We start from the raw sequence: 26,664 nt of genomic DNA on the forward strand, positions 1-26,664 counted from the left end.
TCAGGTTTCAGGTTTCAGGTTTCAGCAGAAATTAAAAGCAGGTTTTAGTAATAGTCTAAAACCTGATATCTGAAGGCTAAAATCTCTTGTTAACTAAACAAACGTTGTAGCCAATTTTTATTTAAATCATCTTCGCACTTTTTAAGCTGCACACCATAATTACCGGTACGCACTTTCACCTTTTGTGCCGTTTTCATTAACCATGCTTTTTTCTTGTAGGTACCACGGCGATAGCCGCCCCACCCTTCATGGTAATTTAAATATTGCCCGTATGCGTCCCACTTCGATACACCATTTATTTTATGCGTGTTGTAAACAAACCAGCCCATAAAATCGATAGCGTCGGCAAAATCATCTCTGTCAGCCCCGCTATTGCCACTTTTACTTACATAATCATTCCAGGTTGGTGTTTTTGCCTGTGAATATCCATAAGCAGAGCTCGCCCTACCCGTTGGAATAAAGCCTAGGAAGTATTCCATTGGAGGCGCTGCATTATGCTTAAAAGAGCTTTCCTGAAACATCATACTCATCAGTAAGTGCTTTGGCGCTCCCCATTTTTCTTGCGCATCTTTGGCATCAAAATACCAATCTCGATGTTCAAAAAATATATCACATAGGTTATTCGGATTTTGCGGTGGTGGCGTGGCACAACCGGCTAATGTGGCGGTAAGTACAAGTGGGATAATTTTTTTCATAATAATTTTGAACTTTTGCGTCAAAACCCTATCTCAATTATTAAGCAAAACACATTGTTTCATCCCTGAAAGTGAAACGCGGCCATTTAGCCGCGTTTTTTATTACTTAAAATAATCATCTAAGAACTGAACAAAGCTTTGCGTATCGCTGGCCTCTATTTCTTTTTGCTTATTGTGTGATGCCACTGCTTCACGTTCAAACAAGGCTTGGTCAAATACTTGATAGCCTTTGCCAAGCGTATTCTGTTTATAATCACTTGCCAGTTTTAGCGCATAATGACCATTATCTTCTTGCTGTTCCAGCAAATGCGCTAAGAACTGTCCTGAATAAGTCAATTCAGGGTTTGCAACAGATTGTTCAAGCTTGCTAATCACCGCGCTATACTCTTGATTACCAAACGCCTCGTCAAAGAGTTTCGCAATTTTCTTAAGCTCAGTGAAAATATCGCCAGCCCAATCACTTAGTAAATGCGCTTTACCTTTGTTAGACAATGCTAATCCAGGCTCACGTCCTTGATTAACAACAAGATCTAAGTTTGCCTGCGTTTCTACTTGTTCTTGCCACGCAAGGTCCTGTGCTGGTTTGATTGCACAATAAAGTAAGAATACATCTAAAAACTGAATCTGTTCTTTGCTTATCCCAACTTCAGAAAACGGGTTAACATCAAGTGCTCGCACTTCAATGTATTCTACTCCACCATCAGCGAGTGCTTCGCTTGGCGTTTGCCCCGATTGCGCATTTCGCTTTGGTCGGATCGGTGAGTAAAACTCATTTTCAATTTGCAAAATATTTTGATTAAGCTGCTTTGCTGGCTCGTCGCGGTAATCGCCAAACTGCTGATACAAATCAGAAGTCATTGAAATCGCCTGCTTAAAGCCCTCTAAATATTCTTCAAGACTGTTGTAGGTAACACGCAAGCTTGACTGCGCACTGTTGGTGTAACCTAAATCACCTAATCGCAATGACGTGGCATAAGGTAAATATAATGTGCCTTTACCTAATGACTCAAATGGCAAATTGGTTTTACGTCCACCTAAGAACGAACTACACAGTGCTGGAGATGCGCCGAATAAGTAGCTGATCAGCCACAACTCTCGTTTGAAATTTCGAATCAACGAAAAGTATTTATCTGAAATATAATCACTTAATTTATCGCTGTTGCCTTCAATTTGCTGCAACTGTGTCCAAAACGCTTCAGGAAACGATAAGTTAAAATGCACACCGGCAATTGCTTGCATCATGCTGCCGTAACGATTTTTCAACCCTTGGCGATACAAAGTCTTCATTTTACCGACGTTTGAACTGCCATATTCTGCTAATCGAATTTCATCCTGATCTTCAATAAAGCAAGGCATGCTCAACGGCCACAACTCTTCGCCATCAATGTTTGCTAGCGTAAATTTATGAATATCTTCAAGCTGCGCAAGTGTTTGCTCGATATCACTACAGGCAGGCGTAATAAATTCAAGTAAAGACTCGGAAAAATCGGTTGTGATATATGGATGCGTTAGCGCGCTGCCAAGCGCATTATGATGTGACGTTTTTGCAAGACGGTGCTTATCTATACGTAAACACTCTCGCTCGACACCTCGTTTGATACCCTTTAATACGCTCGCTGAGCCTTGTTCAGATAAGGTACTTAGTATCGAATCTATTGACACTGTTTTCAAAAATTCAGTCCTCTCACCGCGAGTCCTAGGAAGGTGGTCGCTTTTTCAATATCTTAACAATGTATGGTCAACATTACGATACCTCAAGGTGCGATGGTAAAATTATTCGTAACTAGATTTTAATAGCATTAGTACAAGATTATTTACTCTACCTAAAAGAATAATGAGATTAGTAGCTTAGGTAGATAACCAGCGCTTAAAAAGGCAGTAGCCTTAGCCAAAAGCTTGCGCTATAGTTACATTATATTTAGTCAAAGGAAAGTTAAACTATGTACAGGTTTACTGTCATAACCCTGCTACTAACAACCCTTAGCTGCTTCATCGCCAAGGCCGATGCGAAACAGTTAACCGTTTATAGTTGGGTTGATGAAAAAGGCATTGCCCATTTTTCATATGTAGAACCATCGCACAAAAGTGGTGTTCGCTCATTTGAGTTAAAAGATCATACGTCGTTTGGTGCCGAAAAACGAAAACTAGAACTCGGTAGCGATACAGCTTCAGATAAAGCAGATCCACTGATTGCACGTAAAAAAGAATACTGTGAAAACGCAAAACATAATTTAAGCGTATTAGAGAATTACGACCAAGTTAGTCAGGTTGATGAAAACGGCCAAGAAGTGACTATTTCAGGTAGTGCTAAAGATAAATACAAAAAACAAGCACAACAGCGTATAAAAGCATTTTGCGAATAAAAAAAACCACCCAATTGGGTGGTTTTTTATTTGTTATGTTTTACTTTGAAGCAATGGCTATTTCACCGTCATGACAATCGACAACAAAACAACTTCCCGCTTTGAACTCACCCGATAACAGCGTTTGTGCTAATGGATTTTCAATGGTTTGCTGAATAGCACGTTTTAATGGACGTGCACCAAACACTGGATCAAAGCCCGCTTCTGCAATTTTAGCCAGCGCCGCATCCGTAAGTTCAAGCTGATATCCATTATCTTGCAAACGTTGTTCGAGGCGTTGCAATTGGATCTTCGCAATATTTTCAATGTGCGCTTGTGCTAACGGGTGGAAAACCACTGTTTCATCGATACGATTAATAAATTCAGGCCTAAAGTGCTGCCCAATCACCGACATCAAAGTGTTTTTAAGTCCTTGGTAGTCGTTATTACTCGCTTGTTCTTGGATCACATCTGAACCTAAATTGGAGGTCATAATAATCACCGTATTTTTGAAGTCGATAGTGCGCCCTTGCCCATCAGTTAAACGACCATCATCAAGCACTTGCAGCAAGATATTGAAAACATCTGGATGCGCCTTTTCAACTTCATCAAGCAATACAACTGAATACGGCTTACGACGAACCGCTTCGGTTAGATAGCCACCTTCTTCATAGCCCACATAACCTGGAGGTGCTCCTACCAAGCGCGCGACTGAGTGTTTTTCCATAAACTCAGACATATCAATGCGTACCATAGCTTCTTCTGTATCGAACATAAAGTTGGCAAGTGCTTTCGTCAGCTCGGTTTTACCAACCCCAGTTGGGCCTAAGAATAAAAATGAACCGATTGGACGATTTGGGTCTGCCAAGCCTGCGCGCGAGCGACGAATCGCATTTGATACCGCCACCACAGCTTCATCTTGCCCCACTACTTTCTCATGCAGTTTTGCTTCCATTGAAAGTAGTTTATCGCGTTCACCTTGCAGCATTTTCGCCACTGGAATACCAGTCCAGCGAGAGAGGATCTCAGCAATTTCATTCTCACCAACTTTGTTAACGAGTAAGCTCATATCCTGCATTTCAGCTTGCGAGGCTAAATCAAGTTTGCGCTCTAACTCAGGAATACGACCGTATTGTAATTCACTCATGCGCTGTAAATCGCCAGCACGTCTTGCCACTTCTAAATCTAATCGCGCTTGCTCTAACTCAGTTTTGATTACTTGCGTGCCCTGCAGCGAGGCTTTTTCCGCATTCCATACTTCGTCTAACTCATTATACTGGCTATCAAGTTGTTTAATCTGTGCCTGAATATCTGCCTGACGCGACTTTGATGCGTCGTCAGTCTCTTTTGCCAACGCATTATCTTCGAGCTTTAACTGAATAATCTTACGCTCTAAGCGATCTAACTCTTCAGGCTTTGAATCAATTTGCATGCGGATATGTGAACCCGCTTCATCAATCAAGTCTATCGCTTTATCTGGCAATTGACGGTCGCTGATATAACGATGAGAAAGTGTTGCCGCAGCAACAATCGCAGGATCGGTGATTTCTACCGTATGATGCAGTTCGTAGCGCTCTTTTAATCCACGTAAAATCGCTATGGTGTCTTCTACGCTTGGCTCTTCAACCAATACTTTTTGGAAGCGGCGCTCCAATGCAGCATCTTTTTCAATGTATTGACGATACTCATCAAGTGTTGTTGCACCAACGCAATGAAGCTCACCACGAGCAAGCGCAGGCTTAAGCATATTACCGGCGTCCATTGCACCATCGCTTTTACCAGCTCCCACCATAGTATGGATTTCATCAATAAATAGAATAACTTGCCCTTCTTCTTTGGCAAGTTCGTTGAGAACTGACTTGAGACGTTCTTCAAATTCACCTCGGTACTTTGCGCCGGCTACAAGCGCGCCCATATCAAGTGATAATACACGCTTATTTTTCAGTCCTTCAGGCACTTCACCATTAATAATACGTTGTGCTAAACCTTCCGCAATCGCCGTTTTACCCACCCCTGGTTCACCAATCAGTACGGGGTTATTTTTAGTACGGCGCTGTAATACTTGAATCGTACGGCGAATTTCTTCATCGCGACCTATCACAGGATCGAGTTTACCTAACTCGGCGCGTTCAGTTAAATCTACCGTAAATTTCTCAAGCGCTTGGCGGGTGTCTTCGGCATTTGGGCTATCAACTTTTTGGCCACCACGAATCGCGCTTATTGCGGTTTCAATTTTGTTTTGCGTTAAACCAAATTGCTTAAATAAGGTGCCCAGCGGCCCTTTATCTTCACAGGCAACTAAAATGAAGATCTCGCTAGAAATATAGGAGTCTTTGCGTTTTTGTGCGTACTTATCACATAAGTTCAACAAGTTAGCCATATTATGTGATAACTGAACATCACCGCCCACACCGTCAACTTTAAATAACTTGTCGATTTCCGCAGACACTTTGGTCATCATTTCATCGGCATTAACACCTGCTTGTGCCAACAATGCTCGTACGCTTGAACCGGTTTGCGTAAGCAAGCTATACATTAAATGAATTGGCTCAATAAACTGATGGTCGCGGCCTAGTGCCAATGATTGCGCATCAGCAAGTGCAGCTTGAAATTTGCTAGTAAAACGATCTAATCGCATGCTTGATACCCTTAAAAAACTTAACTGTAATTATAAATGGGTATAAATTTTTTTAAGATCAAGAGAAAGGTAAAAATAGGTTAAAAATAATTACACAAAAAGTAAGGTCAATCAGCAATATAAATTATGTGTGCATTACGACCAGTGACGCCGTCGCGACGGTAGGAAAAAAATAAATTTTGTTGCGTGACGGTGCAGTATTCACCACCTGATATTGAGCTAACACCTTGCTTTTCAAGTACAATACGTGCCAACTGATAAATATTCGCAAGGTACTTATTAGGCTTGCCATCAATCGGCTGAAAACAGCGAATAGCGTCTTTATGCTTGTTACAAAACGCACTCTTTACGTCATTGCCTACTTCAAATTTTTGCGGTCCAATTGCTGCACCTAAATACGCAATTAATTGGCTCGATTTAAAACAATTGAGTGTATTTTCAATCACGCCATTTAATAAACCACGCCAACCGGCATGAATTACCGCCACTTCATCACCCTGCTTTGAACACACAAATACAGGCAAACAATCTGCCGTCATAATTGCTAAAGGTTGATTCACCTGTTGCGTGTAAAGTGCATCAGCGTCATACAATTGATTCGCATCAGTTTGCGCATCGACACACACCACGCGAGTACTGTGCGTTTGCAATAACCAAAAAGGGGCTTGTGGTAACAGAGTTGTTAAACGTTTGCGGTTTTCTGCTACATCTAGCGGGTTGTCGTTTACGTGCTGCGCCAGATTTAACGACGCAAACGGCGCTTTTGAAACGCCGCCTTGTCGTGTTGTGGAAAAGGCAACTACCCTGTTCGGTACTTGCCACTTTGCTACAAGCGTGTCCACTAGTACCCAATATTAGGGTTAGCTTTGGTATCTTGACGAAGCGCTTCTGTTAATACCTTCATATCGTCAGGAATAGGCGCTTGCCAACTCATCATCTCACCGGTAATTGGATGTTCGAGTTCCAATTTTACCGCGTGCAGTGCTTGACGTTTAAAGTTACGAAGCACTTCAATAAACTCTGGAGTAGCATTTTTAGGCGGACGAGGTCTGCCGTGATATAGCGGATCACCAATCAAAGCATGATTTAAGTGCGCCATATGCACACGGATTTGGTGCGTACGTCCGGTTTCAAGTCGCAAACGTAAGCGCGTGTGCGCTCTGAATTTTTCTGCCACACGGTAATGCGTTACAGCAGGTTTGCCAAATTCAGTTACCGCCATGTGCGTACGTTTTGTATGGTGACGACCAATTGGCGCATCTACCATGCCACCTGCGGTCATTGTGCCATTACAAATCGCCTCGTATTCACGCGTAAAGTTGCGTCTTGCTTGCAAGTTAGCAACTAAATGGGTTTGTGCAGGTACTGTTTTAGCTATCACCATCAAACCCGTGGTGTCCTTATCAAGACGATGCACAATACCGGCACGCGGCACAGAATCGATGTCAGGATAATCGTGCAGCAACGCGTTAAGCATAGTGCCATCAGGGTTGCCGGCACCTGGGTGCACAACTAAGCCAGCAGGTTTGTTAACAACTAAAATATGATCGTCTTCATACACTTTATCGAGGTCGATTTGTTGTGCTTCAAACACCACTTCGGTTTCGAGTTCAGCATGGATTTCAATCTGCTCATATCCCATTAATTTTTCACGCGGCACGTTACGTACCTCACCATCGATCTTTACCATATTGTCGAGGATCCAGTTTTTAATTCGCGAACGCGAATAATCTGGGAACATTTTTGCTAAAACTTGGTCTAGACGTTTACCGCCCAGTTCAATTGGTACTTCAGCTGATAATGTAATTTGCTCTGCCATTGTTCCGCTTAATTATGTAAAATCCAATGCAAGCTATTGCTTACTCGGTTAGAATCGCTAATATGCATAGTTTACTCGGTTTTGCTGACTGAGCCTAGGGTGGAATCCCAAACAAGATAATAAAAAGGTGTATTTTAATGACAAACGTAGTTGGGAAGCGTTCGCTTAGTAAACGTTCATTAGCGCTAGCGCTTGCAATCTCAGTGTTATCAGCATGTTCTTCAGCGCCGGACGAAGAAGACATTCAAAGAGTTCCGAATAAATCGCCACAGGCACTTTATCAAGATGCCAAAGAAACGCTTGATTCAGGTTTATATGTACGCGCAATCGAGTTACTAAGCGCGATTGACTCACGCTACCCATTTGGACCGTTATCAAAACAAGTTCAGATGGACCTTATTTACGCCTATTATCAATCAAATAATACTGAACAGGCTACGGCAACCATTGACCGTTTTATTAAATTAAACCCAAATCACAAAGATTTAGATTACATGTATTACATGCGTGGTTTAGTAAATATTAAAGCTCATGAAAATGCATTCCAAGAGTATTTTGGTATCGATCGCGCTGATCGCGACACCAAGCGCACACGAATCGCATACGAAGATTTTGCTACGCTTGTTAAAAATTACCCTGACAGTAAATACACCAACGAAGCCAAAAAACGCATGGCGTGGCTGCTTAATAAAATGGCACGTTACGAGCTAAAAGTGGCAAACTATTATTATGATCGTGAGGCCTACCTTGCGGCGGCAAACCGTTGTAAGTATGTAGTAGAGCACTTTTCAAAAAGTAGTTATACCAAACAAGCTCTTGAGCTAATGGTGAAAAGCTACGATAAACTTGGGCTGAGTGAGTTAAAAAATAATGCACAAGCCGTGCTAGATGCAAACAAATAAACGTGCACTTAGCATAAAAAGGGGGCTAGCTCAGCCCCTTTTTTATAGCACTTTTCAAAAAGCAGTTATACCAAACAAGCTCTTGAGCTAATGGTGAAAAGCTACGAAAAACTTGGGCTGACTGAGTAAAAAAATAATGCACAAGCCGTGCTAGATGCAAACAAATAAGCGTGCACTTAGCACGCAAAAAAGGGGCTAGCTTAGCCCCTTTTTTATGTTTAAAATATTGAAAAGTAAGCTTAAATAGCAGCTTCATCTTCTTCTTGCGTACGAATACGCACCACGCGCTCAATATCAGAAACGAATATCTTACCATCACCAATTTTGCCTGTTTGCGCCGTTTCTACAATAACATCAACCGCACGGTCTACATCTTCATCGGCAAGTACAATATCTAATTTTACTTTTGGTAAAAAGTCCACCATGTACTCGGCACCGCGATATAGTTCGGTATGCCCTTTTTGCCTACCAAAACCTTTCACTTCGCATACCGTCATACCTGTGATGCCGATTTCTGACAGCGCTTCACGAACGTCATCGAGTTTAAATGGTTTGATGATTGCTTCTATTTTTTTCATAGATATGTTTCCAATATGCTTAATGCCTCCATTCTATCGCGTTAACTAATCAATTCAAGGTATTTACTTATAGACATATTGGTAATTATTTTCATCAATATAAATAACTGTTCTAAAAGAATTATACAATCTACTAGTCTGGATTTTTCAAAAGCGTATAATTACTAAAGGAGGTACAGAAGATGAAATATGTACAACAAGGTGTCACTCTGCTTGAGGTGTTGGTAACTATCGGAATTTTAGGAATTGTTACAGCAATAACTTTACCTAACTTGGGACCTATGCTGGAAAATGATCGTGCAGACAGTTTTATTAGTGAGTTTAGCAGAACAATAAAATATGCTCGAGCAAAAGCAACAGCAACTGATGAATTTGTTGTTATATGCCCAATAGTAAGTCCAAACACTGGTGGTGCATGTACAACAGATTGGAAAAATAACCCAATCGTAGCGTTTGTGGACAAAGGACAAGACTTAAATTTAAGTACCTCGAATGACCTGCCACTTCGAATAATGTCAACTCCAAATGATAATGACGTAGTTAAACAGAACAAAGGAACAACCGCAATTACAATAGATGGTCAAGGAAGAGTTAATCAAGAACATCAGTTTGTTATCTGTCCAAACGGATCAGACAATAACACATCAGCCATACAAATTAGCGTTTCAGGAAACACATGGAAGCTCGGACGAAACACATTAACTTGCGGAACTGTCTAAATATACTAATCTACTTTTATTGACTATATGTTTTAGAGGCTTCACGGATGAAGCAAATTATATCTGGTTATACACTCATTGAAGTTCTAGGTTCCGTTTTCCTTGTCGGAATATTATCAACTATCACTCTGCCAAGCCTCTCCAGGCTTCTAGCGCAAAATCGATTAGATAATTCAATAGCGGTTATCTTTAAATCATTACATTTTGCAAGGCTACATGCGGTTTCTCACTCAACAAATATATCGATATGCCCAATGACGTCTGGAAATTGCACTCAAAACTGGACTGGCGATATATATATTTTTGAAGACAGCAATGGCAACTTATCTTTGGATAACAATGAATATGTACTAAAAGTTGTTAAACAGATTAACCTTCAAGATGAACTGAACTACCCTCGTAAAGCTATTACATATAGATCTGATGGTTCCATTAACTTTATGCAATCTGGCAGTTTCGTCTATTGTAACCGAAGCTTCCCTGACCTTTCGGGAAACCAAATTACCGTTAGCCAAGTTGGTAGAATCAGAATAATAGACTCCAAAAAATGCCAAGAATAAAGCATTTCATCTATTGTTAATTATAAAAAATACAACATTAATTTAGATTCTCAAATTAAACTTGGGAGTCTCAAATTCTACTTAACTTATCAACCATTGAATAAAAAAGCGCCACAAGGCGCTTTTAACAAATATAATGCTGGCTTTTTTATTATCTGTTCCAGCAAGTATTATTACCTCCTGAGCCTGAAGCTGTTTTTTGCCCCAATTCATCAATCGTAAAACTAGAGCAAAGCGGGTCTTCAGTGGCTGGATAATCTAATGGAGTAGCGGTTGCAGAAAATGTCTCCCCATCAGAAACGAGAACTAAAGTAAATACACCTGATTCGCTGATACTTGTGACTCCTAACTCTGCAAATGATGAAGAATATTTATGATTATCCGCAAAGAATTGTTCTTGTCTGTTCGCAATATCTAACAATGAAGACATAGCCTCAGCGCGAGACCCTTTATACAAGTAATCAACGTATGAAGGGTAAGCAATTGACATTAAAATCCCTACTATAGCAACTACTATCATTAATTCAATTATCGTAAAACCTTTAGATTTTATCATTATTAATTTACTCTATTAGTTGTTTCTCTATACATGTAGCTTCTGTGTGTTTTAAAACCTGCGAAACCACCTATTAACTGTATTTTACAGACATTATTTTCATCACAGACTAATTCTGGCACTGCGCTATCGTTAATCGACTTAGCTTTTATAATCCCTGAGTTATTCTCTCCTGAACCTATTCCAATTAATAAAAACTGAGAATTCTCATCACTATCTTCTGAATAAACAAGCTCAGGTGTCGGAGGAATACTGTCTCCAGTACGAGTATACGCATTTTCATAAATATTAACTGCATAGTGCAAATGGAGCGCATACAAACGACCCTCACCGCCAGTGAGGGAACAATTAGAACTTCCAGCTGCGCCTGCAATAAACGTTGGAAAATAAGCTACACCACCAATAATTGCAGGTTTAGCTAACGCTTTTTCTCCCGTACCAGTTAGGACATATTTCCAGCCTTTATAATTAGCTAATTCAGCTTCCCTTTCAGTAAACTTATTAGGATCATTAGTAATATCACCGAAAGAACTCGGAGTAATTTGCATTAGCTCAGCCACCTTTATCGCTTCAGGCGCATCATATCTATATGATCTTGTAACTACGTTTTCATCACGGATCATATATAAATAGTCATTACTTGACTGATCTAGAGGACTAGTTCTATCCCCACTACCTACAACCACAGCTTCGAAAGGAACAGTAACGCGAGTAGCACTCATGACATCGCCATCTAACTTATAAGTTGTTACTTTACTGTAATAAGTTCTAGCTACTTCAGGTTCATAAAATAGGTTACCAGCAAGTCTCGCAAACTCGAATGCTGACCAATTAGATGGATTGGAACCCGATAAATCTATCCTCCAGATTTTTCCACCAGTGTCTGCTGCATAAAGTCTATCGGTGAAACCATCATAATCAGAATCTAGCGTCGCGATTCTGCCTGTAATACTATCTTTACCACCAAAAGATATATCGTTTGTACTCCAAAATAATCGCCCTGTTTCTGCATCCACTAGATAAACTGCTGCTCCAACAGTATTACTAGCTCCCGATTCGAATTGATTTTTGTCAAAACCTCCTCCAAATGCAAGCAATGGACGGTCTGCATAAGTTGGGTGATTAACATATATTACTTTTGGTTGAGACCACGTTTGTCCGAGTTTTAGATAATCAGAAGCTCCCTTTTTCCATAATAGCTTTGGAGCATCAGGTGAAGAAATATCAAAAGCATAATATGAACTTCCACCTCGGCGCATTCCGAAAAATGCCCACGCGTCTTCACCTGAATTTACTTTTCCATCACCATTTCTATCATCATGGTAAATAGTTGGTGTTAAATCCATACCATATACTTTACCAAGCCCATTTTCCTTTAAGCTTGATTGAATAGGAAACAGCTCTGATGGGACAAATGCCCACTTTTCTATTGCTTTTATATTGTCCGTATCTTCAAACAAGTGTACAAATCCTGCATTTGTACCGAAGATTAAATGAGTTTTGTCGCCTTCGCTTGTATCGTATGTTATTGCTGCTGGTTTAGAGTGAAGCGGATCCCCTAGAATATGTTCTCTGACAATAGCATTGCCATTCCCGTCATAGCCACTAACACCACGCATCCAAGCTATCATGCCCTTAGCTGTATCAACCGACGAATCGTTTAGAGCTTTCTGCATAGCAGAAACAACCGAATTATCATTAATGTCTAATTTTCCAGAGCCTATATCGGTAAAGATATTACGTTCATTTGGGTGCGCTATATTATCGTCCAGCCCACCAACAGAAACATTGTTACCATCGGCTCCAGGCGTAACGCCATCTTTTTCCGCATAATCACGCCAAAACGTTTTAGCTGAAATTTTTATGCTCCCGTTATCATCAATAGCATTAACAGAAGCTTGATCTACGACGCTATGTCCACTAATTTTTAGTTTCTTTATATTACCGTTCCACTTAGAAAAACCTGATGGAGAAAAGAGCGAATAATACACATACTCTTTCGTTCGAGTGTTGTCACTTTGACTTGCTGCGACTGAGGGTGATGTAAAGTTACCAACTCTGTCTAAAATATCGTTCAGCGTTGCCTCTAATGATTCAGCTAATTTACTCGCATCCGTAGCATCTTCATATTTTCCTTTTCCGTAAGAATCTGAAGCCATATCTTCAAGCATATCAATTGACGATTGCTTCATACCGTTGCCAAAACCGATCGTATATGTGAAAGCAAAGTTGTCTTCTGGAGTACTTGGATACAAATCATTGTTCGCCATATACTTAGCAAGTTCAGGCAGTAATCCCTCCGTACTACTGTAACTGGTGTTGGTCAGGTCTTGGATATTGTCTTTTGAACTAGTCCCACCATTTGGGTCACCATCTGTCATATAAATAACATATGCATTGTTGTCGCAACGAAGTGTGCCATCAGAAGCTCTTCTGAATGGAGAAGTATAACTATTCCCATTATCTACGGTTTTATCACGATCGTAAAAGTCATCCGCTTCGAACAAACTACCATCGCTCAAATATCGATATATTTCGAAAGCACTGTCCATCAAGGGGGTTGACCCTGATGCCGGTAAACTATTCACTTTGGACTTCAATTTTGTTTTATCAGTTTCGCTTCCAATTCCATATACAAGATAACCAGATGAGCCCCCTCCAAACCGCGCTAACCCAAACTCAACATCGGTTGCAGAATCTATAAGCCCATTTACAGCTTCTTTTGCAACTTGCATTCGACTAGAATGACAGGTTTGCATTGAAGCATATTTACTGCCGATTCGACATTGGTATGGACTACCATTAGAGTATGTTTTGCTAACACACTCTATCTGATTTTGATAGTAATTATAGCAAGGCTGACCAGTTTGTGACGACCACCTCATACTGCCCGACGTGTCAAACAAAAGCATAACGCGCGCTTTTTCTTTCTTGTTAAGCAATGATTGGACGTATATATCGATGTCTTCTGCAAACAAGTTAGGACTAAACGAAAGCAATAAAGTTATAACTGCGGTAAAAGACAGAAAGCTCAATTTATACTTACGAGTCATATTAATTCTCCTTACCGATCATCTCTTGCGCTAAGCCAGTATGCAGAGTTACGGCATGCTTATCTGAACGACCATAGTTTTGACTAGTTGTTAACTTCAAGTAATTACACCTCATCCTAGGTGTAGGCGCAAAGCTTGCGGGGCATCGTAGAAGTGGTGTGTTGTTGTTTTCATTTTCAAAAGTCATTACAACTTTACTACCATCTACTGAAAGTGTGGTTTCTTCATTCGAACCATCCTTTTTTTTAACTTCTAAAAACTTACTATCTCCACCGTTAGCTAGCTCATTTTTAATAACTTCTTCTGTATTACCTCTAGCGGAAGATTCCGCTCGATAGGACTCCTGCATAGCGTTAATCATTTTACTATCTAACGCACTACCGCTCATTACGCTTACGGCTATGCCTGAGACCATCAAAATCATTAACATTGCAGCTACAAGTACAACACCTTTTTGCGGATTCATATTACCCATTGATCTTTCCCTACATTTACTAAGCGAATAGTTGACGTGAGTAGCTTGCGCCTAAAACCATCATTAAAGGATAAAACCCTTCTGTGCTCCCCTTCACCGCCTAACACAAACGATTGGCTCGTTGGAGGGTTGTTTGTGTCTTCTTTTAATGTTCTTACTAGTAGAAAAATCTGAACACTTGATACCACAGCGCCTTGCTGGTCCCAGTCAACTTGCGACATCTGAGATGTTGTCTTGTATGTATCAACTTTGTTATCGTCATTAGTGTCAAGTCCAAAGATAAATCTTATATTTTCGACACCTTCCATAATCGTCTCTGAACGCATCTCGCCATTGGTCAAACGCATTCTTCTAAGCGTTGGAACTGTTACATTTGAGCCATTTAATGTGTAAGACTGACTTTGAATAAAATAAACATTGTGTGCATACTCCCAGACTTTTTTGTTTAAACCAGGGTCGATAACACTTCCAGTGCCTCTTAGGAACCGAGCATTTTGGACATCTGAAACAAAATATGTATTTGTCGTTGATGTTGAGCCTGTGATTTCTTGTCCAAGAACACGTTTTACCTGCAGTACGTCGCTTTCTCTTGTTGGATTATTTACGCAATTGAGTTCAGTTGAATCCAGTGCTTCTTTCGCAAATATTACTTTGAACTGACTAGCCGAGGCTACATCTGGGAATGTTCCATTATTATCTCCTTCAAAACAGTCAGTAGATGGAGCTGAGGGGCTCGCATCAATTAAAACTGAAGCACTAGGAGTTTGAATGAAATTCCCCCAAAAGCCTGCCAATTCAATATCATGCTTGAGTACATCCATAGCTAGACGTCCAGATTCTTGTAATTCTCCGATATCCATCGTGTCGGATGTAGTTATTTTCATTCCTAAGTATGTAAACATGACACCCGCTAATATGAACGCCCCAACAAACAGTGAGATCATCAACTCAAGCATTGTAAAACCGACCTGCTTTATTCTTAGTACATCATTCATTTTATGCTGACCTCATAAATATATAACTGTTGAGAACGACGGTTCTTCGGTTCGCGATATTCCCGCATTCGACACTTCTATTTTCGCTCGATTCTGTCAGTTTTTGTCGTCCTTTCCATGCGACAACAACGCGTAAAGAAACACCATCGCCATCTGCAGTTGGGGAAATACAAACAACCCCATTTGCCAATGTTCCTGTATTGTCTGAAACTCGTAAAGCTTTATTCCACTGATATAGGTCATATTCAGCAATGCCTGAAGATGAACACCTTGTGTTCAGACAATTCTTAAGAATTGGAGTATCTTTATAGCTAAAACTTTTACTGTAATTTGCAACTATATCTGCAGTATCGTTAGCACGAATACGCTCAACAATATCATTAGCGAGCGCCAACGCTGCACTACGTTGGTTAGCATCGTAACTGGCTTGCTTTGCATTAGTTTGTAACGCAACTGTACCAAGTAAGCCTACAGTTAAAATAATGAAGGCGATCAGCACCTCTATAAGTGTGAAGCCTTTATTTGCGTATTGCCTTGGTAATGAGGAAAAAGGTGACGAGTTTGCTCTCATTTTTCATTCATCCTTTAAGCTGAAAATTTTCTAGCTTAATAATCGCTGAACGAAAAATGAAACTCAATTAACAGGGTGTTAACGGTTAAGATTTCAGATAAACGGTAGTTATTGCTGAATTAGCAGTTTAATATGTGGCCACTCGCGCCTGCTAACTTCTACTTTTTCATTAAAATCTAATAGTTTAAGCCAGTGCTTGCTGTGGTCTTGGCCAATTTCGGTCAGGTAGCTTTGATTAACAATTGTGTTGCGGTGCACTCTCACAAAGTAAGATTCAAATTCTGATAAGAGTTTTTTTAACGAACCTTCAATTAACACACTTGTATTTGGCGTAATGACACGCAAGTATTTATCTTCTGAACGAACGAGTCGAACATCTGATACCAACACACTTTTGTGAATTCCACCTTCGATATACTCAATAGCGGCCTGTTGTTTTAACGCGGTTTGCGCGCGATGAGAAATCTTAAGACCATCTATCGCTTTTGCAAGTGCAACTTCATCAATCGGTTTAACTAAATAACCTTGCGGTGCTACTGCGAACGCCGGAAGCGCTTTATCAGGGTAAGCGGTGATAAAAATGATCGCGGGCGGTGGGTTAAATTCTTTTAATTTTTCAGCAAGCTCTATTCCTGATAGTCCGGGCATTTCAATATCAAGTAATGCTAAATCTGGCACTAAGTCGCTACACGCAAGTAATGCCTGCTCAGCGTTTTCCGCAAGCGACACTATGTTAAAGTCTGGTCTTAATTTTTGCAGTAAACGTGCGATCCGCGCGCGCGCTAACGGTTCGTCATCAACAATTAGTACATTCATTGCTATCTCGGGATCACTAATTTAGTGCGAAAACTATCGCCTTGAACAAAATGAGTCAATTTTGCCCGTTTACCAAAAAACATTTGCAGCCGCTCTTTAATATTCTCTACCGCAATACCATTGCTAGGCCTCGATTTAGATGCTTCAGGCAAGTACGGATTATCGACAATGAGCGACACCGAACTGTTACTTACTAATAATTGCACTGAAATATGCGATGAATTCACACTTGGTTCAACGCCATGGCAAATCGCATTTTCTAAAAGAGGTTGAATAGTTAACGCAGGTATTTTCAGTTCAGGTAAGTGCTCTGGAATTTGCCAATCAACTGTTAACCTTTCACCAAAACGCCAAGACTCAACCAGCATATATTGTTGGGCTAATAACACGTCTTTTTCAAGTAAAATCGCTTCATCGCAATGCATTGCAGCACGGGATAAATCTGCCAGCGCTAAAATGGTTTTTTCAGCATCTTGTGCATCGTGATACACCAATTCAGCTGCCATATTAAGACTGTTAAACAAAAAGTGTGGTCTGATCCGCGCTTGTAACGAACTTAACTGTGCCTTGGTTGCGACTTGTTCTGAATGGCTGCGCTCCGCATGCATAATGCTAAATTGCGCGTAAAGCATTGCGATTATAAAGGCGATAAGCAAATTTCGTGTTAAAAATTCGAGCAGCGAAATTTCATCTAAAATCTCAAATGAATAAACAAAGTAGCTGGTTGCAACTGTAAAACTACATATAAGCAGTACTAGTACAATAAGTTGCTGCTGATAACTCGCTTTTTGCAACTGACTTTTAAGCAAATAAATTGACGTTAAACTGGTGAGTGAAACAAAATGAATAAACAGACTAACGGGTGCCAGGGCAAGCCAAGGGTCGCGGTGAATAAGAGGTGAAAAGGTTAAAATAACGGCCAACAATTGGCCGACAATAATTACTGCTAACAGTGCGCGGTCATTAAGTAAGCTTGCTAATAAATCGCCTTTAATTTGATTCATCGAAATCATTAGCAAGCCTTGTCGTTATCTCAATTCAGCAGGTACCGCAAAGATGATATTTTCTTCTTCACCCGGGTTTTCAATTGCTTCCGTGCCACCCCACGCTTTGAGTTGGTCTACCACTTGTTGCACCAAGACTTCTGGTGCAGATGCTCCGGCGGTTACACCGACGCTCGTTACACCCTCAAACCAGACTTGCTCCATTACGCTTGCATCATCAATTAAGTGTGCAGGTGTTCCTACTTTTGCACTTAACTCACGTAAACGATTTGAGTTAGAACTGTTTTTAGCGCCAACCACTAAAACTAAATCACTCTTGTCGGCTAAATCACGCACCGCATCTTGGCGATTTTGTGTTGCATAGCAAATATCGTCTTTACGCGGGCCATGAATGTTAGGGAATTTTGCTCGCAGCGCATCAATCACATCCGCAGTATCATCCACTGACAGTGTTGTTTGGCTACAGTAAAACAGATTATCCGCATCTTTCACAGAAAGAGTTGCTACATCTTCTGGTGTTTCTACCAAGTAAATGCCGCCATCTTCATTGTCGTACTGACCCATAGTACCTTCTACTTCAGGGTGACCATGGTGACCAATTAACACACATTCGGTGCCTTTGCGGCTAGCGCGTGTTACTTCCATATGCACTTTAGTGACAAGTGGGCAGGTTGCATCAAACACTTTAAGCTCGCGGCGTTTCGCCTCTTTGCGTACGGCTTGCGATACACCGTGAGCGCTAAAAATAACAATGTTATCGTCAGGTACTTGGTGTAATTCTTCGACAAAAATTGCACCACGATCCTTGAGACGATTAACCACATATTTGTTATGCACAACTTCGTGACGCACGTAAATAGGCGGCTTAAATAAGTCTAAAGCACGTTCAACAATGCTAATCGCTCTATCAACCCCTGCGCAAAAGCCACGAGGGTTTGCTAACAAAATTTTCATTAATTTCGCACTTCTAAAATTTCAACTTCAAACTCAACCTGTTGTCCCGCTAATGGATGATTAAAGTCAACCGTTACAGAATCGCCCGCCACTTCGCGAATTAAACCAGGAAGGTCGGTGCCATCAGGTTGTGTAAACGCAATAATTGCGCCTACTTCAGCCGGTGTATCTGAACCAAATTTACTACGGTCAACATAGTAAATATTATCTGGGTTTGGCATACCAAACGCATCTTCAGGTGCTAGCTTAAAGCTTTTTTCGTCACCTGCGCATAAGCCTAGCAAACACTTTTCAAAATTTGCAGTTAAGCTACCATCACCCATCACTAATTTAGCTGGTTTGTTGTGAACTTTCGTAGAATCGGCAGCTGAGCCATCTTCTAATTTGATTGAAAAGTGAAAAATTACTTCTGAATTTTCACCAATCTTTAAATCTGTCATTTATCGCTCTCTTTTTGCTCAAAAAATGCATCAAGTAACAATAATCCTGCACCAATACTAATCGCCACATCAGCAATGTTAAATACTGGGAAGTCATACTGCTCATAGTACACATGCAGGAAGTCAATCACGTATCCATGTACTAAGCGATCAATCAAATTACCAATTGCACCAGCTAACACTAAAGCATAAGCACTGCACAGCAGCTTGTTAGTAGCGGGTAATTTCTTTAACCAGTAAATTAACAGCACACTAATTGTTACTGCAATTGTGCTAAAGAAATAACTTTGCCATCCACCTGCTTCGCTTAAGAAGCTAAATGCAGCACCATAGTTGTGCACATAAGTGAAATTAAACACTGGCAGAATATCAATTGTTTGGTAGAGAGACATTTCTGTGCTCACTACCCATTTAGTAATCTGGTCTAGTGCCAGCAAAATGAAGCTGAGCACTAACCAAATTAGACCACTACGTCCTTTTAACACACAAATCCCCTATGCAAATTGACGAACTTCACCTTCGCCATCTACGTTGGTTACACAGCGGCCACAAATATCTTTGTGTTCTTCGTGAGTGCCTACATCATCGCAGTAATGCCAACAGCGCTCACACTTTTCTGCTGATGTTGCTGCTACCGAAATAAACAAACCGTCAATTTCGCTTGCAACCGCATCTGCTGGACGGTTTTCTTTATTTTCAACAGCAGCTTTTGAAGTAAGCAATACGAAGCGTAACTCATCGCCAAGCGCATTCAATTGCGCTTCAAGCTCAGCTCCCACATACAAGGTTACTTCTGCTTGCAATGTTGCGCCGATTTTCTCTTCTTTACGTGCAGCTTCAAGTACTTTGTTTACCTCGGCGCGCACTTCTAAGAGTTGCTGCCAGAAAGCGTTATCTAGCTTAGCAGAATCTGCTTTTACCAGACCTTGGTACCATTCGCCTGTAAATACAAACTCATCACGCTTACCTGGTAGTACTTGCCAGATTTCTTGCGCCGTGAAGCTCATAATTGGTGCCATCCAGCGCGTCATTGCTTCAGCAATATGGTAAAGCGCTGTTTGACATGAACGACGTGCAACACTGTCAGCTTTTGCTGTGTACTGACGGTCTTTAATAACATCTAAGTAGAATGAACCAAGTTCAACAGTACAGAAGTTCATTAGCTTTTGTGTTACTACCAGCATTTGATATTCATCGTATGCTGCAACTAGCTCGTCTTGTAATACAGCGGCACGGTCTAAAATCCAACGATCAAGAGCAACCATTTCATCTGCTGCAACCATGTCTGTTTCTGGATTAAAACCATTTAGGTTCGCTAATAAGTAACGTGCAGTATTACGGATACGGCGGTAACGATCTGCTGAACGTTTGAAGATTTCGTCTGAAACTGTCATCTCTGCTGTGTAATCAGTAGACGCAACCCATAAACGTAGGATATCTGCACCCATTTTGTTCATGATATCTTGCGGCGAAATTACGTTACCCAATGACTTCGACATCTTGCGACCATTTTGGTCAACTGTAAAACCATGTGTAAGCACTTGCTTATATGGTGCGTGACCATTAATCGCAACTGATGTCATCATTGACGACATAAACCAACCACGGTGTTGGTCAGAACCTTCAAGATATAAATCAGCAGGACCTGTTAGTTCTTCACGTGCATCGACAACACATGCGTGTGTTACACCTGAATCAAACCAAACATCTAAGGTGTCTTGTACTTTTACGTATTGCTCTGCGTCTTCAGCACTTAGTAGCTCAGTTACTTCTAAGTCATACCAAGCTTGAATGCCCTTTTCTTCCACCTTTGCAGCAACTTGCTCGATTAGCTCGGCAGTATTCGGGTGAAGGCTACCAGTATCTTTATCAACAAATAGTGCAATTGGAACACCCCACGTACGCTGACGTGAAATACACCAATCTGGGCGGCCTTCAACCATGTTCGCAATGCGGCTTTCACCCCACTCTGGTAGCCACTGAGTCTTTTTGATTTCGCTTAATGAATCTTGACGCAAATTTGCCTGATCCATACTAACGAACCACTGCGGCGTTGCACGGAAAATAATTGGCGTTTTATGACGCCAGCAATGCGGGTAACTGTGATTAAGCGCATGATGATGCATTAATGCGCCTTTTTCAGTTAATACGTCAATTACGCTCGCATTTGCTTTAAATACATGTTGGCCTGCAAATAGTTCAGTATCAGGTAAATACACACCATTAGCACCCACTGGATTAGCTACTTCTAAGTTATATTGCTGACCCACAACAAAGTCTTCTTGACCGTGACCTGGTGCAGTATGAACCGCACCCGTACCAGAATCAGTAGTAACGTGCTCACCTAAAATCACAGGAACAGTGAAATCGTAGAATGGGTGATTTGTTTGCAATAATTCAAGGTCTGAACCTTGGCAATAACCAAGTGCATGGAACTTATCCACGCCATAACGATCCATTGCATCTTTTACTAAGTCAGATGCTAATACTAAACGCTGCTTACCTTGCTCAGTTTCAATTTGAACTAAGCTGTACTCAAGACCTTCATGCACTGCAACCGCACGGTTAGCAGGCAGTGTCCAAGGTGTTGTAGTCCAAATAACAATGCTGATATCGCCTTCGCCTTCATGACCATCCGCTAAGTTAAACTTAGAGATAAGTGCTGCTTGATCAGCAAAGATGAACTTAACATCGATTGCAGGCGATTGCTTGTCTTGGTACTCAACTTCAGCTTCAGCGAGTGCTGAACCACAATCTGTACACCAATGAACTGGCTTAGACCCTTTATGAAGGTGACCGTTTTTAATAATACGGCCTAATACGCGAATCGCGTTTGCTTCAAAGTCGAAGTTCATTGTTAAATAAGGCTTGTCCCAATCACCGAATACGCCAAGGCGTTTAAAATCTGCCTTTTGACCTTCAACTTGCTTTTTAGCGTAGTCGCGGCACTTTTCTCGGAATTCTGCAACAGATACTTTTTTGCCTGGCTTGCCTACTTTCTTTTCTACTTGTAGCTCAATTGGTAGACCGTGGCAGTCCCAACCTGGAACATACGGTGCATCAAAGCCTGAAAGCGTCTTAGACTTAATAATAATGTCTTTAAGAATTTTATTTACAGAGTGACCTAGGTGAATATTGCCATTCGCATACGGAGGACCGTCGTGCAAAATGAAAGATTTCTTGCCTTTCTTAGCGGTGCGAATTTGACCATATAAGTCTTTCTCGTACCAAGATTTAAGCATTTGTGGTTCGCGTTGTGCTAAGTTACCACGCATTGGAAACTCAGTTTCCGGCAAATTTAAGGTATGTTTGTAGTCGCTCATTTAATTCTACTTTCCGTATCGGCTACTAAATTAAATCAAAATAGGCTTTTGCTTCGTCAACATCACGCGAAATTTGCGCTGTTAACTGGGCAAAGCTATCAAACTTTATTTCATCTCGAAGTTTATGCACAGGTGCGACTTCGATAATCTGACCATAAAGGTCACAATTAAAATCAAAAAGGTGCGCTTCTAAAAGGGTGCGCTTGCCATTAAATGTTGGCTTAGTGCCAATATTAGCAACCCCGTAATAAATCTTACTTGCTACTGTGACTTGTACACAGTACACACCACTTAACGGACTAACTTGTCGTTTAAGCGGAATATTTGCCGTCGGAAAGCCTAGTTCTCGACCCTTCTTCCAGCCATGTACCACTTTACCAATAACACTGTAAGTTCGGCCTAACATTTCATTTGCCAGATGAATATCACCTTGGCTCAATGCTAAGCGAATTGCAGTGCTACTCACGCGGCAATCTTTTTGTCGCAAGCTTGCGGTACTTTTTACATTAAAGCCATGCGTTGCACCGCTTATTTGTAACATTTGATAATTGCCACTGCGACCTTTACCAAATCGAAAATCATCGCCCACTGTTAACGCTGCTACGCCAAGTTTTTCAACCAGTACGTGCTCAACAAACTCGTCAGCAAATTGATTCGCAAATTTCTCGTTAAATTTTATGCAAATAACACGTTCCACCCCTAATTGAGACAATAACGCTAGTTTGTCTCGTAAACGTGTTAAACGTGCTGGTGCATCACTTTTTCTAAAATACTCTTGTGGCTGAGGTTCAAATATCATTACCGTACTGGGCAATTGATATTGTTTTGCATCTTGAATTAGCCCTTTGATAACCGCTTGGTGACCTAAATGCACACCATCGAAATTACCAATGGTTAATACACAGCCTTTATGTTTTGGCCTTATATTGTGTATACCGCGGATTAACTCCATTACGTACTAGCGAACCTCAAAAAAAGTGAATTAAAATTTAAGCGCCCGATTATAGACTTTTTTTACTCGATTATCAGTTAATATTTTTTATTTGTCTGAATCGCACACCCATGAGCACAAGCAATAAAAAATAAACAACTACTGCGACCACGATAAATCCACTTAACAAAGCTACTTGTTGCATAAAGCCTTGCTGCTGCCATGGAAAATAGTGCTGTAATTGAGAAACAGCTAAAAACATTAAAATACTGGCTATTAAACACTTAATAAAGAACCATACAGTGGTTTTCGACACCCCATAAACACCCTGCTTGTGCAAAAAGTAATAGAGTAAAATTGCATTACAGGTAGCAGAAAGCGATGTTGCCAGCGCTAAACCTAAATAGCCAAACATTGGGGCTAGGATTAAATTAAACACCATATTTAATACCATTGCGGCTACGCCAATTTTGGCTGGTGTTTTGGTATTTTGTTTCGCGTAAAAAGCGGGGGCCAGCACCTTAATCAACATAAAACTTAACAAGCCAAACGCATACGCAGTAACACCCATTGCCACCTTTTCAATATGATTGCCTCTGGCCATAAATTCCCCATGACCAAACAACACATTAATAATCAAAGGCGCTAACACAATTAAACCAAAACAGGCGGGAATGCCAAGCCAAACAACAAAACGTACGCCCCAATCGACCGTAGCTTGGAACTGCTTAGGATCATCATTGACATGTAGCTTAGACAAGGTAGGCAAAATAACTGTCGCAATACCAATACCAAATAAGCCAAGTGGAAATTCAATTAAGCGATCCGAATAATAAAGCCAAGCAACTGAGCCGGTAACTAAGAACGATGCAATCACTGTATCTAACAACAAGTTGATTTGGCTTACCGAAACACCAAACATTGCAGGTAACATTAACGTACGCACTTTCTTTACGTTTTTATCGCGCCACGCAAATGTTGGTTTTACCAGCACATTATTTTTTCGTAAAAATGGCAGTTGAAACAAAAGCTGTACTAGGCCACCGATAAACACACCAAGTGCCATAGCAAATGCACCAAACTCAAATTTATCGTGAAAGTAATATGCGCAACCAATAATAGAGATATTTAATAAAACAGGCGTAAAAGCGGCAACCGAAAACTGATTGTAGACATTGAGTACTGCGCCAGATAACGCCACAAGACTAACAAAAAACAAATAAGGAAAGGTTAATTTAAGCATTTGACTGAATAGTTCATACTTAAACCCTTCGGCGCCGCCAGAAACATATTCATTGTACCAACCCGGTGCAAATATCGCGGCAACCACACCTGACCCTAACACCCCAAGAATTGTGACAATTAATAACACCGTACCGAGTGTGCCTGCTGCTTGGGCTACAAATACGCGTACTCCGTTGTCGCCGTCTTTTTCTTTTACTTCAGTTAATACGGGTACAAACGCTTGTGCGAATGCTCCTTCGGCAAAGAGGCGACGTAAAAAGTTGGGGATTTTATTAGCAAATAAAAAAATATCAGCAGCAGCACCTGCGCCGAGTAAATGAGCCGTAACCGCATCGCGAACCAATCCTAAAATACGGGAAATAAAGGTCATTAAACTCACAACCATGCCCGAACGAAATAGGCCTTTTGCCACTGCTCCCCCTACGCTTTAATAACCGACAATAAAATTAAGTTGCTCAGTATGCCACAAACTTCTTATGTGGTGACACACGCGTATGCAGTTTATAACGATAAATTATCGTGTGAAGTACTAGTATTGCTAAGTGCTTATTTGATATACTCCCGCCACTTGTTCGGTTGAGGCAAGCCAGTACAGCAATTAAGCTAAACTAAAGTACAAAAGTCATTGACTTTTGCTCTTAATGTTGGCATATTCCTCGGCCTTTAAATTAAGCTTATTTTAAGATTGTTAGGAGCAAACCTTGGCTAACATCAAGTCTGCAAAAAAACGTGCTATTACGAGCGAAAAGCGTCGTCAGCACAACGCAAGCCGTCGTTCAATGATGCGTACTTTCTTCAAGAAAGTAGTTGCTGAAATCGAAGCGGGTAACAAAGAAGGCGCACAAGCAGCTTTCGAAAAAGTAGTTCCAGTTTTAGACCGTTACGCAACTAAAGGTCTAATTCACAAGAACAAAGCAGCTCGTCACAAGAGCCGTCTTGCTGCAAAAATTAAAGCACTTTAATTAGTACTTGATTTTGCAAATAAAAAAACCGGTTAACACCGGTTTTTTTATGTCTAAAATTTATATTGCAGCTAAATTGCCAGCTCAGGCAGTAGCTTCTTCAAAATACCTGCAATCTTTTTTGGTGAAAACGGCTTTACCACAAATCCTTTTGCACCACGTTCAATCGCATCCTTGACGTTTTCAACCGTTGAGTGTGCCGAAACCATAACCACATTTGCCTCAGGTGAAATCTCGTTAATTGATTTGATCAGCTCTTTACCATCGCCATCTGGCAATTCAATATCTAAAAAAATCACGTCGTACTGATGGTTTTTAATCTGTTCCAAACACGCTTGTGCAGTTGATGCTTCGTCTATGTTTGCTAAACCAAAATGAATCAAAGTCTGGTGAAGAAAGTTTCTCACTGTCCCTACATCATCTACTATTAAAATAGCGTGCTCACCACTCATAAATCGTCCCGTATTTATTAATGAATTATAATGTTAAACTTATATACTTATAATTCAGATCACAAATTAATGACACTATTGTCAAACGAAATTATACATATGTCTATTAAAATTAAGCGTCAGTCGCTGATGGGCGACTCGGCCAGCAAAAAAAAAGTTAAACAAAGAGCCACAAAAAAACAACCAGCTCAAAGCCCTTCGCAGGCTGAAATTCAAGCCGCACAAAAACAAGTAGCAGCTAAGGTAGAATCTAAGCCAAAAAAAGGCTTATGGTTAAGTTTAGCCTTTATTGCCCTAGCCGTTTTAATTATTCCCAAACCACAATTAATCTCGTACCAAAAGCTTAATGTAGTAGGTACGAGTATCTATTGGCCTGGTTTTTTGGGTCTACCAGCAACCATTTTTGATTCCGATCTCACCCTTGCAGGCGAAATCGAGCAAGGAAAGATCTTTTTATGCGATAACATTAATCAAAATGTAGGTTGTCATAAATATCAAGTAGTTAAGCAGGAAGGTTTTATTTATGTGATCTTGAGCTTTTTTTCGGATTAGTTTTTTTTATTCTAAAATTGTAGATTTTCTCGTTTGAACGAAAACTAGAATGCTCCGATAATTCGCGCCACTTAGTATTATC

The 26,664-nt window shown here is 40.7% G+C and carries 26 protein-coding genes; 6 read left to right on the forward strand and 20 right to left on the reverse strand.

The features are described 5' to 3' along the window. Positions 1 to 89: 89 nt before the first annotated feature. Positions 90 to 695: a transglycosylase SLT domain-containing protein gene (locus tag AC2IOM_RS00005; protein ID WP_010560634.1), complete on the reverse strand. Its 606-nt coding sequence runs from the start codon at positions 693 to 695 to the stop codon at positions 90 to 92. 102 nt (positions 696 to 797) lie between these two features. Continuing rightward, the gene (gshA, locus tag AC2IOM_RS00010; RefSeq protein ID WP_486358719.1) at positions 798 to 2,366 is read right to left on the reverse strand and encodes a glutamate--cysteine ligase; all 1,569 of its coding nucleotides are present in this window, start codon (positions 2,364 to 2,366) and stop codon (positions 798 to 800) included. A 269-nt stretch (positions 2,367 to 2,635) separates the two neighbouring features. Here gshA and AC2IOM_RS00015 point away from each other — a divergent pair, with 269 nt between their 5' ends. Then, positions 2,636 to 3,058: a hypothetical protein gene (locus AC2IOM_RS00015; RefSeq protein WP_100912984.1), complete on the forward strand. Its 423-nt coding sequence runs from the start codon at positions 2,636 to 2,638 to the stop codon at positions 3,056 to 3,058. A gap of 40 nt (positions 3,059 to 3,098) precedes the next feature. Here AC2IOM_RS00015 and clpB read toward each other — a convergent pair whose 3' ends face one another. From clpB to rluD, 3 genes are all read right to left on the reverse strand, one after another. Next, positions 3,099 to 5,675, reverse strand: a complete 2,577-nt coding sequence (gene clpB / locus AC2IOM_RS00020; RefSeq protein ID WP_010560637.1) for an ATP-dependent chaperone ClpB — start codon at positions 5,673 to 5,675, stop codon at positions 3,099 to 3,101. 107 nt (positions 5,676 to 5,782) lie between these two features. Further along, the gene (pgeF, locus tag AC2IOM_RS00025; RefSeq protein WP_486358720.1) at positions 5,783 to 6,517 is read right to left on the reverse strand and encodes a peptidoglycan editing factor PgeF; all 735 of its coding nucleotides are present in this window, start codon (positions 6,515 to 6,517) and stop codon (positions 5,783 to 5,785) included. Further along, positions 6,517 to 7,494: a 23S rRNA pseudouridine(1911/1915/1917) synthase RluD gene (rluD, locus tag AC2IOM_RS00030; RefSeq protein WP_486358721.1), complete on the reverse strand. Its 978-nt coding sequence runs from the start codon at positions 7,492 to 7,494 to the stop codon at positions 6,517 to 6,519. Before rluD ends, pgeF begins: the two co-directional genes overlap by 1 nt. Positions 7,495 to 7,631: 137 nt before the next feature. Here rluD and AC2IOM_RS00035 point away from each other — a divergent pair, with 137 nt between their 5' ends. Beyond that, complete coding sequence (locus tag AC2IOM_RS00035; protein WP_486358722.1) at positions 7,632 to 8,396, forward strand: outer membrane protein assembly factor BamD; 765 nt, start codon at positions 7,632 to 7,634, stop codon at positions 8,394 to 8,396. 239 nt (positions 8,397 to 8,635) lie between these two features. Here AC2IOM_RS00035 and glnB read toward each other — a convergent pair whose 3' ends face one another. Then, entirely contained in the window at positions 8,636 to 8,974 is a 339-nt protein-coding gene (gene glnB, locus AC2IOM_RS00040) for a nitrogen regulatory protein P-II (protein WP_100912980.1), read from the reverse strand. 182 nt (positions 8,975 to 9,156) lie between these two features. On the opposite strand from glnB, the gene AC2IOM_RS00045 reads away from it, so the two are divergent. After that, entirely contained in the window at positions 9,157 to 9,693 is a 537-nt protein-coding gene (locus AC2IOM_RS00045) for a GspH/FimT family pseudopilin (RefSeq protein ID WP_486358723.1), read from the forward strand. A 47-nt stretch (positions 9,694 to 9,740) separates the two neighbouring features. Next, positions 9,741 to 10,253: a GspH/FimT family pseudopilin gene (locus AC2IOM_RS00050; RefSeq protein ID WP_486358724.1), complete on the forward strand. Its 513-nt coding sequence runs from the start codon at positions 9,741 to 9,743 to the stop codon at positions 10,251 to 10,253. Between the two features lie 151 nt (positions 10,254 to 10,404). On the opposite strand, the gene AC2IOM_RS00055 is transcribed toward AC2IOM_RS00050, so the two are convergent. The 13 genes from AC2IOM_RS00055 to murJ form a co-directional block, all read right to left on the reverse strand. Next, the gene (locus AC2IOM_RS00055) at positions 10,405 to 10,809 is read right to left on the reverse strand and encodes a type IV pilin protein (RefSeq protein WP_486358725.1); all 405 of its coding nucleotides are present in this window, start codon (positions 10,807 to 10,809) and stop codon (positions 10,405 to 10,407) included. A 2-nt stretch (positions 10,810 to 10,811) separates the two neighbouring features. Next, entirely contained in the window at positions 10,812 to 13,862 is a 3,051-nt protein-coding gene (locus AC2IOM_RS00060) for a pilus assembly protein (protein ID WP_486358726.1), read from the reverse strand. 1 nt (position 13,863) lies between these two features. Next, entirely contained in the window at positions 13,864 to 14,337 is a 474-nt protein-coding gene (locus tag AC2IOM_RS00065; protein ID WP_486358727.1) for a pilus assembly PilX family protein, read from the reverse strand. Beyond that, entirely contained in the window at positions 14,325 to 15,332 is a 1,008-nt protein-coding gene (locus AC2IOM_RS00070) for a PilW family protein (protein ID WP_486358728.1), read from the reverse strand. The genes AC2IOM_RS00065 and AC2IOM_RS00070 overlap by 13 nt, the downstream gene beginning before the upstream one ends. A gap of 1 nt (position 15,333) precedes the next feature. After that, on the reverse strand, positions 15,334 to 15,903 hold the full coding sequence (pilV, locus tag AC2IOM_RS00075; RefSeq protein WP_486358729.1) for a type IV pilus modification protein PilV: 570 nt from the start codon (positions 15,901 to 15,903) through the stop codon (positions 15,334 to 15,336). 108 nt (positions 15,904 to 16,011) lie between these two features. After that, positions 16,012 to 16,719, reverse strand: coding sequence for a LytR/AlgR family response regulator transcription factor (locus tag AC2IOM_RS00080; RefSeq protein ID WP_486358730.1), 708 nt, complete (start codon positions 16,717 to 16,719; stop codon positions 16,012 to 16,014). 2 nt (positions 16,720 to 16,721) lie between these two features. Beyond that, positions 16,722 to 17,732 carry a sensor histidine kinase gene (locus AC2IOM_RS00085; RefSeq protein WP_486358731.1) on the reverse strand — a complete coding sequence of 337 codons (1,011 nt, stop codon included), beginning with the start codon at positions 17,730 to 17,732 and terminating at the stop codon, positions 16,722 to 16,724. Positions 17,733 to 17,747: 15 nt separating this feature from the next. Further along, a complete protein-coding gene (gene ispH, locus AC2IOM_RS00090; RefSeq protein ID WP_138631824.1) occupies positions 17,748 to 18,677 on the reverse strand; it encodes a 4-hydroxy-3-methylbut-2-enyl diphosphate reductase in 930 nt (309 codons plus the stop codon). Continuing rightward, positions 18,677 to 19,117, reverse strand: a complete 441-nt coding sequence (gene fkpB, locus AC2IOM_RS00095) for an FKBP-type peptidyl-prolyl cis-trans isomerase (RefSeq protein ID WP_138631822.1) — start codon at positions 19,115 to 19,117, stop codon at positions 18,677 to 18,679. Before fkpB ends, ispH begins: the two co-directional genes overlap by 1 nt. After that, complete coding sequence (gene lspA / locus AC2IOM_RS00100; RefSeq protein ID WP_486358732.1) at positions 19,114 to 19,602, reverse strand: signal peptidase II; 489 nt, start codon at positions 19,600 to 19,602, stop codon at positions 19,114 to 19,116. Before lspA ends, fkpB begins: the two co-directional genes overlap by 4 nt. A gap of 9 nt (positions 19,603 to 19,611) precedes the next feature. Beyond that, positions 19,612 to 22,440 (reverse strand): isoleucine--tRNA ligase, encoded by a 2,829-nt coding sequence (gene ileS, locus AC2IOM_RS00105; protein WP_486358733.1) that lies wholly within the window; start codon positions 22,438 to 22,440, stop codon positions 19,612 to 19,614. Positions 22,441 to 22,465: 25 nt separating this feature from the next. After that, positions 22,466 to 23,392, reverse strand: a complete 927-nt coding sequence (gene ribF, locus AC2IOM_RS00110) for a bifunctional riboflavin kinase/FAD synthetase (protein WP_105170716.1) — start codon at positions 23,390 to 23,392, stop codon at positions 22,466 to 22,468. 73 nt (positions 23,393 to 23,465) lie between these two features. Then, a complete protein-coding gene (gene murJ, locus AC2IOM_RS00115; protein ID WP_486358734.1) occupies positions 23,466 to 25,028 on the reverse strand; it encodes a murein biosynthesis integral membrane protein MurJ in 1,563 nt (520 codons plus the stop codon). Between the two features lie 289 nt (positions 25,029 to 25,317). Between murJ and rpsT the strand changes: the two genes are divergently transcribed. Next, positions 25,318 to 25,578 carry a 30S ribosomal protein S20 gene (gene rpsT / locus AC2IOM_RS00120; protein WP_010560657.1) on the forward strand — a complete coding sequence of 87 codons (261 nt, stop codon included), beginning with the start codon at positions 25,318 to 25,320 and terminating at the stop codon, positions 25,576 to 25,578. 71 nt (positions 25,579 to 25,649) lie between these two features. Here the strand turns inward: rpsT and AC2IOM_RS00125 are convergent, their stop codons facing one another. Then, a complete protein-coding gene (locus AC2IOM_RS00125; protein ID WP_010560658.1) occupies positions 25,650 to 26,030 on the reverse strand; it encodes a response regulator in 381 nt (126 codons plus the stop codon). A gap of 99 nt (positions 26,031 to 26,129) precedes the next feature. Between AC2IOM_RS00125 and AC2IOM_RS00130 the strand changes: the two genes are divergently transcribed. Then, positions 26,130 to 26,582, forward strand: a complete 453-nt coding sequence (locus AC2IOM_RS00130) for a hypothetical protein (protein WP_486358735.1) — start codon at positions 26,130 to 26,132, stop codon at positions 26,580 to 26,582. Positions 26,583 to 26,664 lie beyond the last annotated feature (82 nt).

The organism is Pseudoalteromonas sp. NS-SX12 (genome assembly GCF_057367955.1).

Coding starts and splice junctions, on each gene's coding strand:
- fkpB (WP_138631822.1), bottom strand. CDS start 19,117: ATGACAGATTTAAAGATTGGTGAAAATTCAGAAGTAATTTTTCACTTT.
- ileS (WP_486358733.1), bottom strand. CDS start 22,440: ATGAGCGACTACAAACATACCTTAAATTTGCCGGAAACTGAGTTTCCA.
- ispH (WP_138631824.1), bottom strand. CDS start 18,677: ATGAAAATTTTGTTAGCAAACCCTCGTGGCTTTTGCGCAGGGGTTGAT.
- AC2IOM_RS00035 (WP_486358722.1), top strand. CDS start 7,632: ATGACAAACGTAGTTGGGAAGCGTTCGCTTAGTAAACGTTCATTAGCG.
- ribF (WP_105170716.1), bottom strand. CDS start 23,392: ATGGAGTTAATCCGCGGTATACACAATATAAGGCCAAAACATAAAGGC.
- AC2IOM_RS00085 (WP_486358731.1), bottom strand. CDS start 17,732: ATGATTTCGATGAATCAAATTAAAGGCGATTTATTAGCAAGCTTACTT.
- AC2IOM_RS00080 (WP_486358730.1), bottom strand. CDS start 16,719: ATGAATGTACTAATTGTTGATGACGAACCGTTAGCGCGCGCGCGGATC.
- AC2IOM_RS00070 (WP_486358728.1), bottom strand. CDS start 15,332: ATGAATGATGTACTAAGAATAAAGCAGGTCGGTTTTACAATGCTTGAG.
- AC2IOM_RS00050 (WP_486358724.1), top strand. CDS start 9,741: ATGAAGCAAATTATATCTGGTTATACACTCATTGAAGTTCTAGGTTCC.
- pilV (WP_486358729.1), bottom strand. CDS start 15,903: ATGAGAGCAAACTCGTCACCTTTTTCCTCATTACCAAGGCAATACGCA.
- AC2IOM_RS00015 (WP_100912984.1), top strand. CDS start 2,636: ATGTACAGGTTTACTGTCATAACCCTGCTACTAACAACCCTTAGCTGC.
- AC2IOM_RS00130 (WP_486358735.1), top strand. CDS start 26,130: ATGTCTATTAAAATTAAGCGTCAGTCGCTGATGGGCGACTCGGCCAGC.
- AC2IOM_RS00125 (WP_010560658.1), bottom strand. CDS start 26,030: ATGAGTGGTGAGCACGCTATTTTAATAGTAGATGATGTAGGGACAGTG.
- AC2IOM_RS00060 (WP_486358726.1), bottom strand. CDS start 13,862: ATGACTCGTAAGTATAAATTGAGCTTTCTGTCTTTTACCGCAGTTATA.
- clpB (WP_010560637.1), bottom strand. CDS start 5,675: ATGCGATTAGATCGTTTTACTAGCAAATTTCAAGCTGCACTTGCTGAT.
- AC2IOM_RS00045 (WP_486358723.1), top strand. CDS start 9,157: ATGAAATATGTACAACAAGGTGTCACTCTGCTTGAGGTGTTGGTAACT.
- AC2IOM_RS00055 (WP_486358725.1), bottom strand. CDS start 10,809: ATGATAAAATCTAAAGGTTTTACGATAATTGAATTAATGATAGTAGTT.
- AC2IOM_RS00065 (WP_486358727.1), bottom strand. CDS start 14,337: ATGGGTAATATGAATCCGCAAAAAGGTGTTGTACTTGTAGCTGCAATG.
- AC2IOM_RS00005 (WP_010560634.1), bottom strand. CDS start 695: ATGAAAAAAATTATCCCACTTGTACTTACCGCCACATTAGCCGGTTGT.
- rluD (WP_486358721.1), bottom strand. CDS start 7,494: ATGGCAGAGCAAATTACATTATCAGCTGAAGTACCAATTGAACTGGGC.
- glnB (WP_100912980.1), bottom strand. CDS start 8,974: ATGAAAAAAATAGAAGCAATCATCAAACCATTTAAACTCGATGACGTT.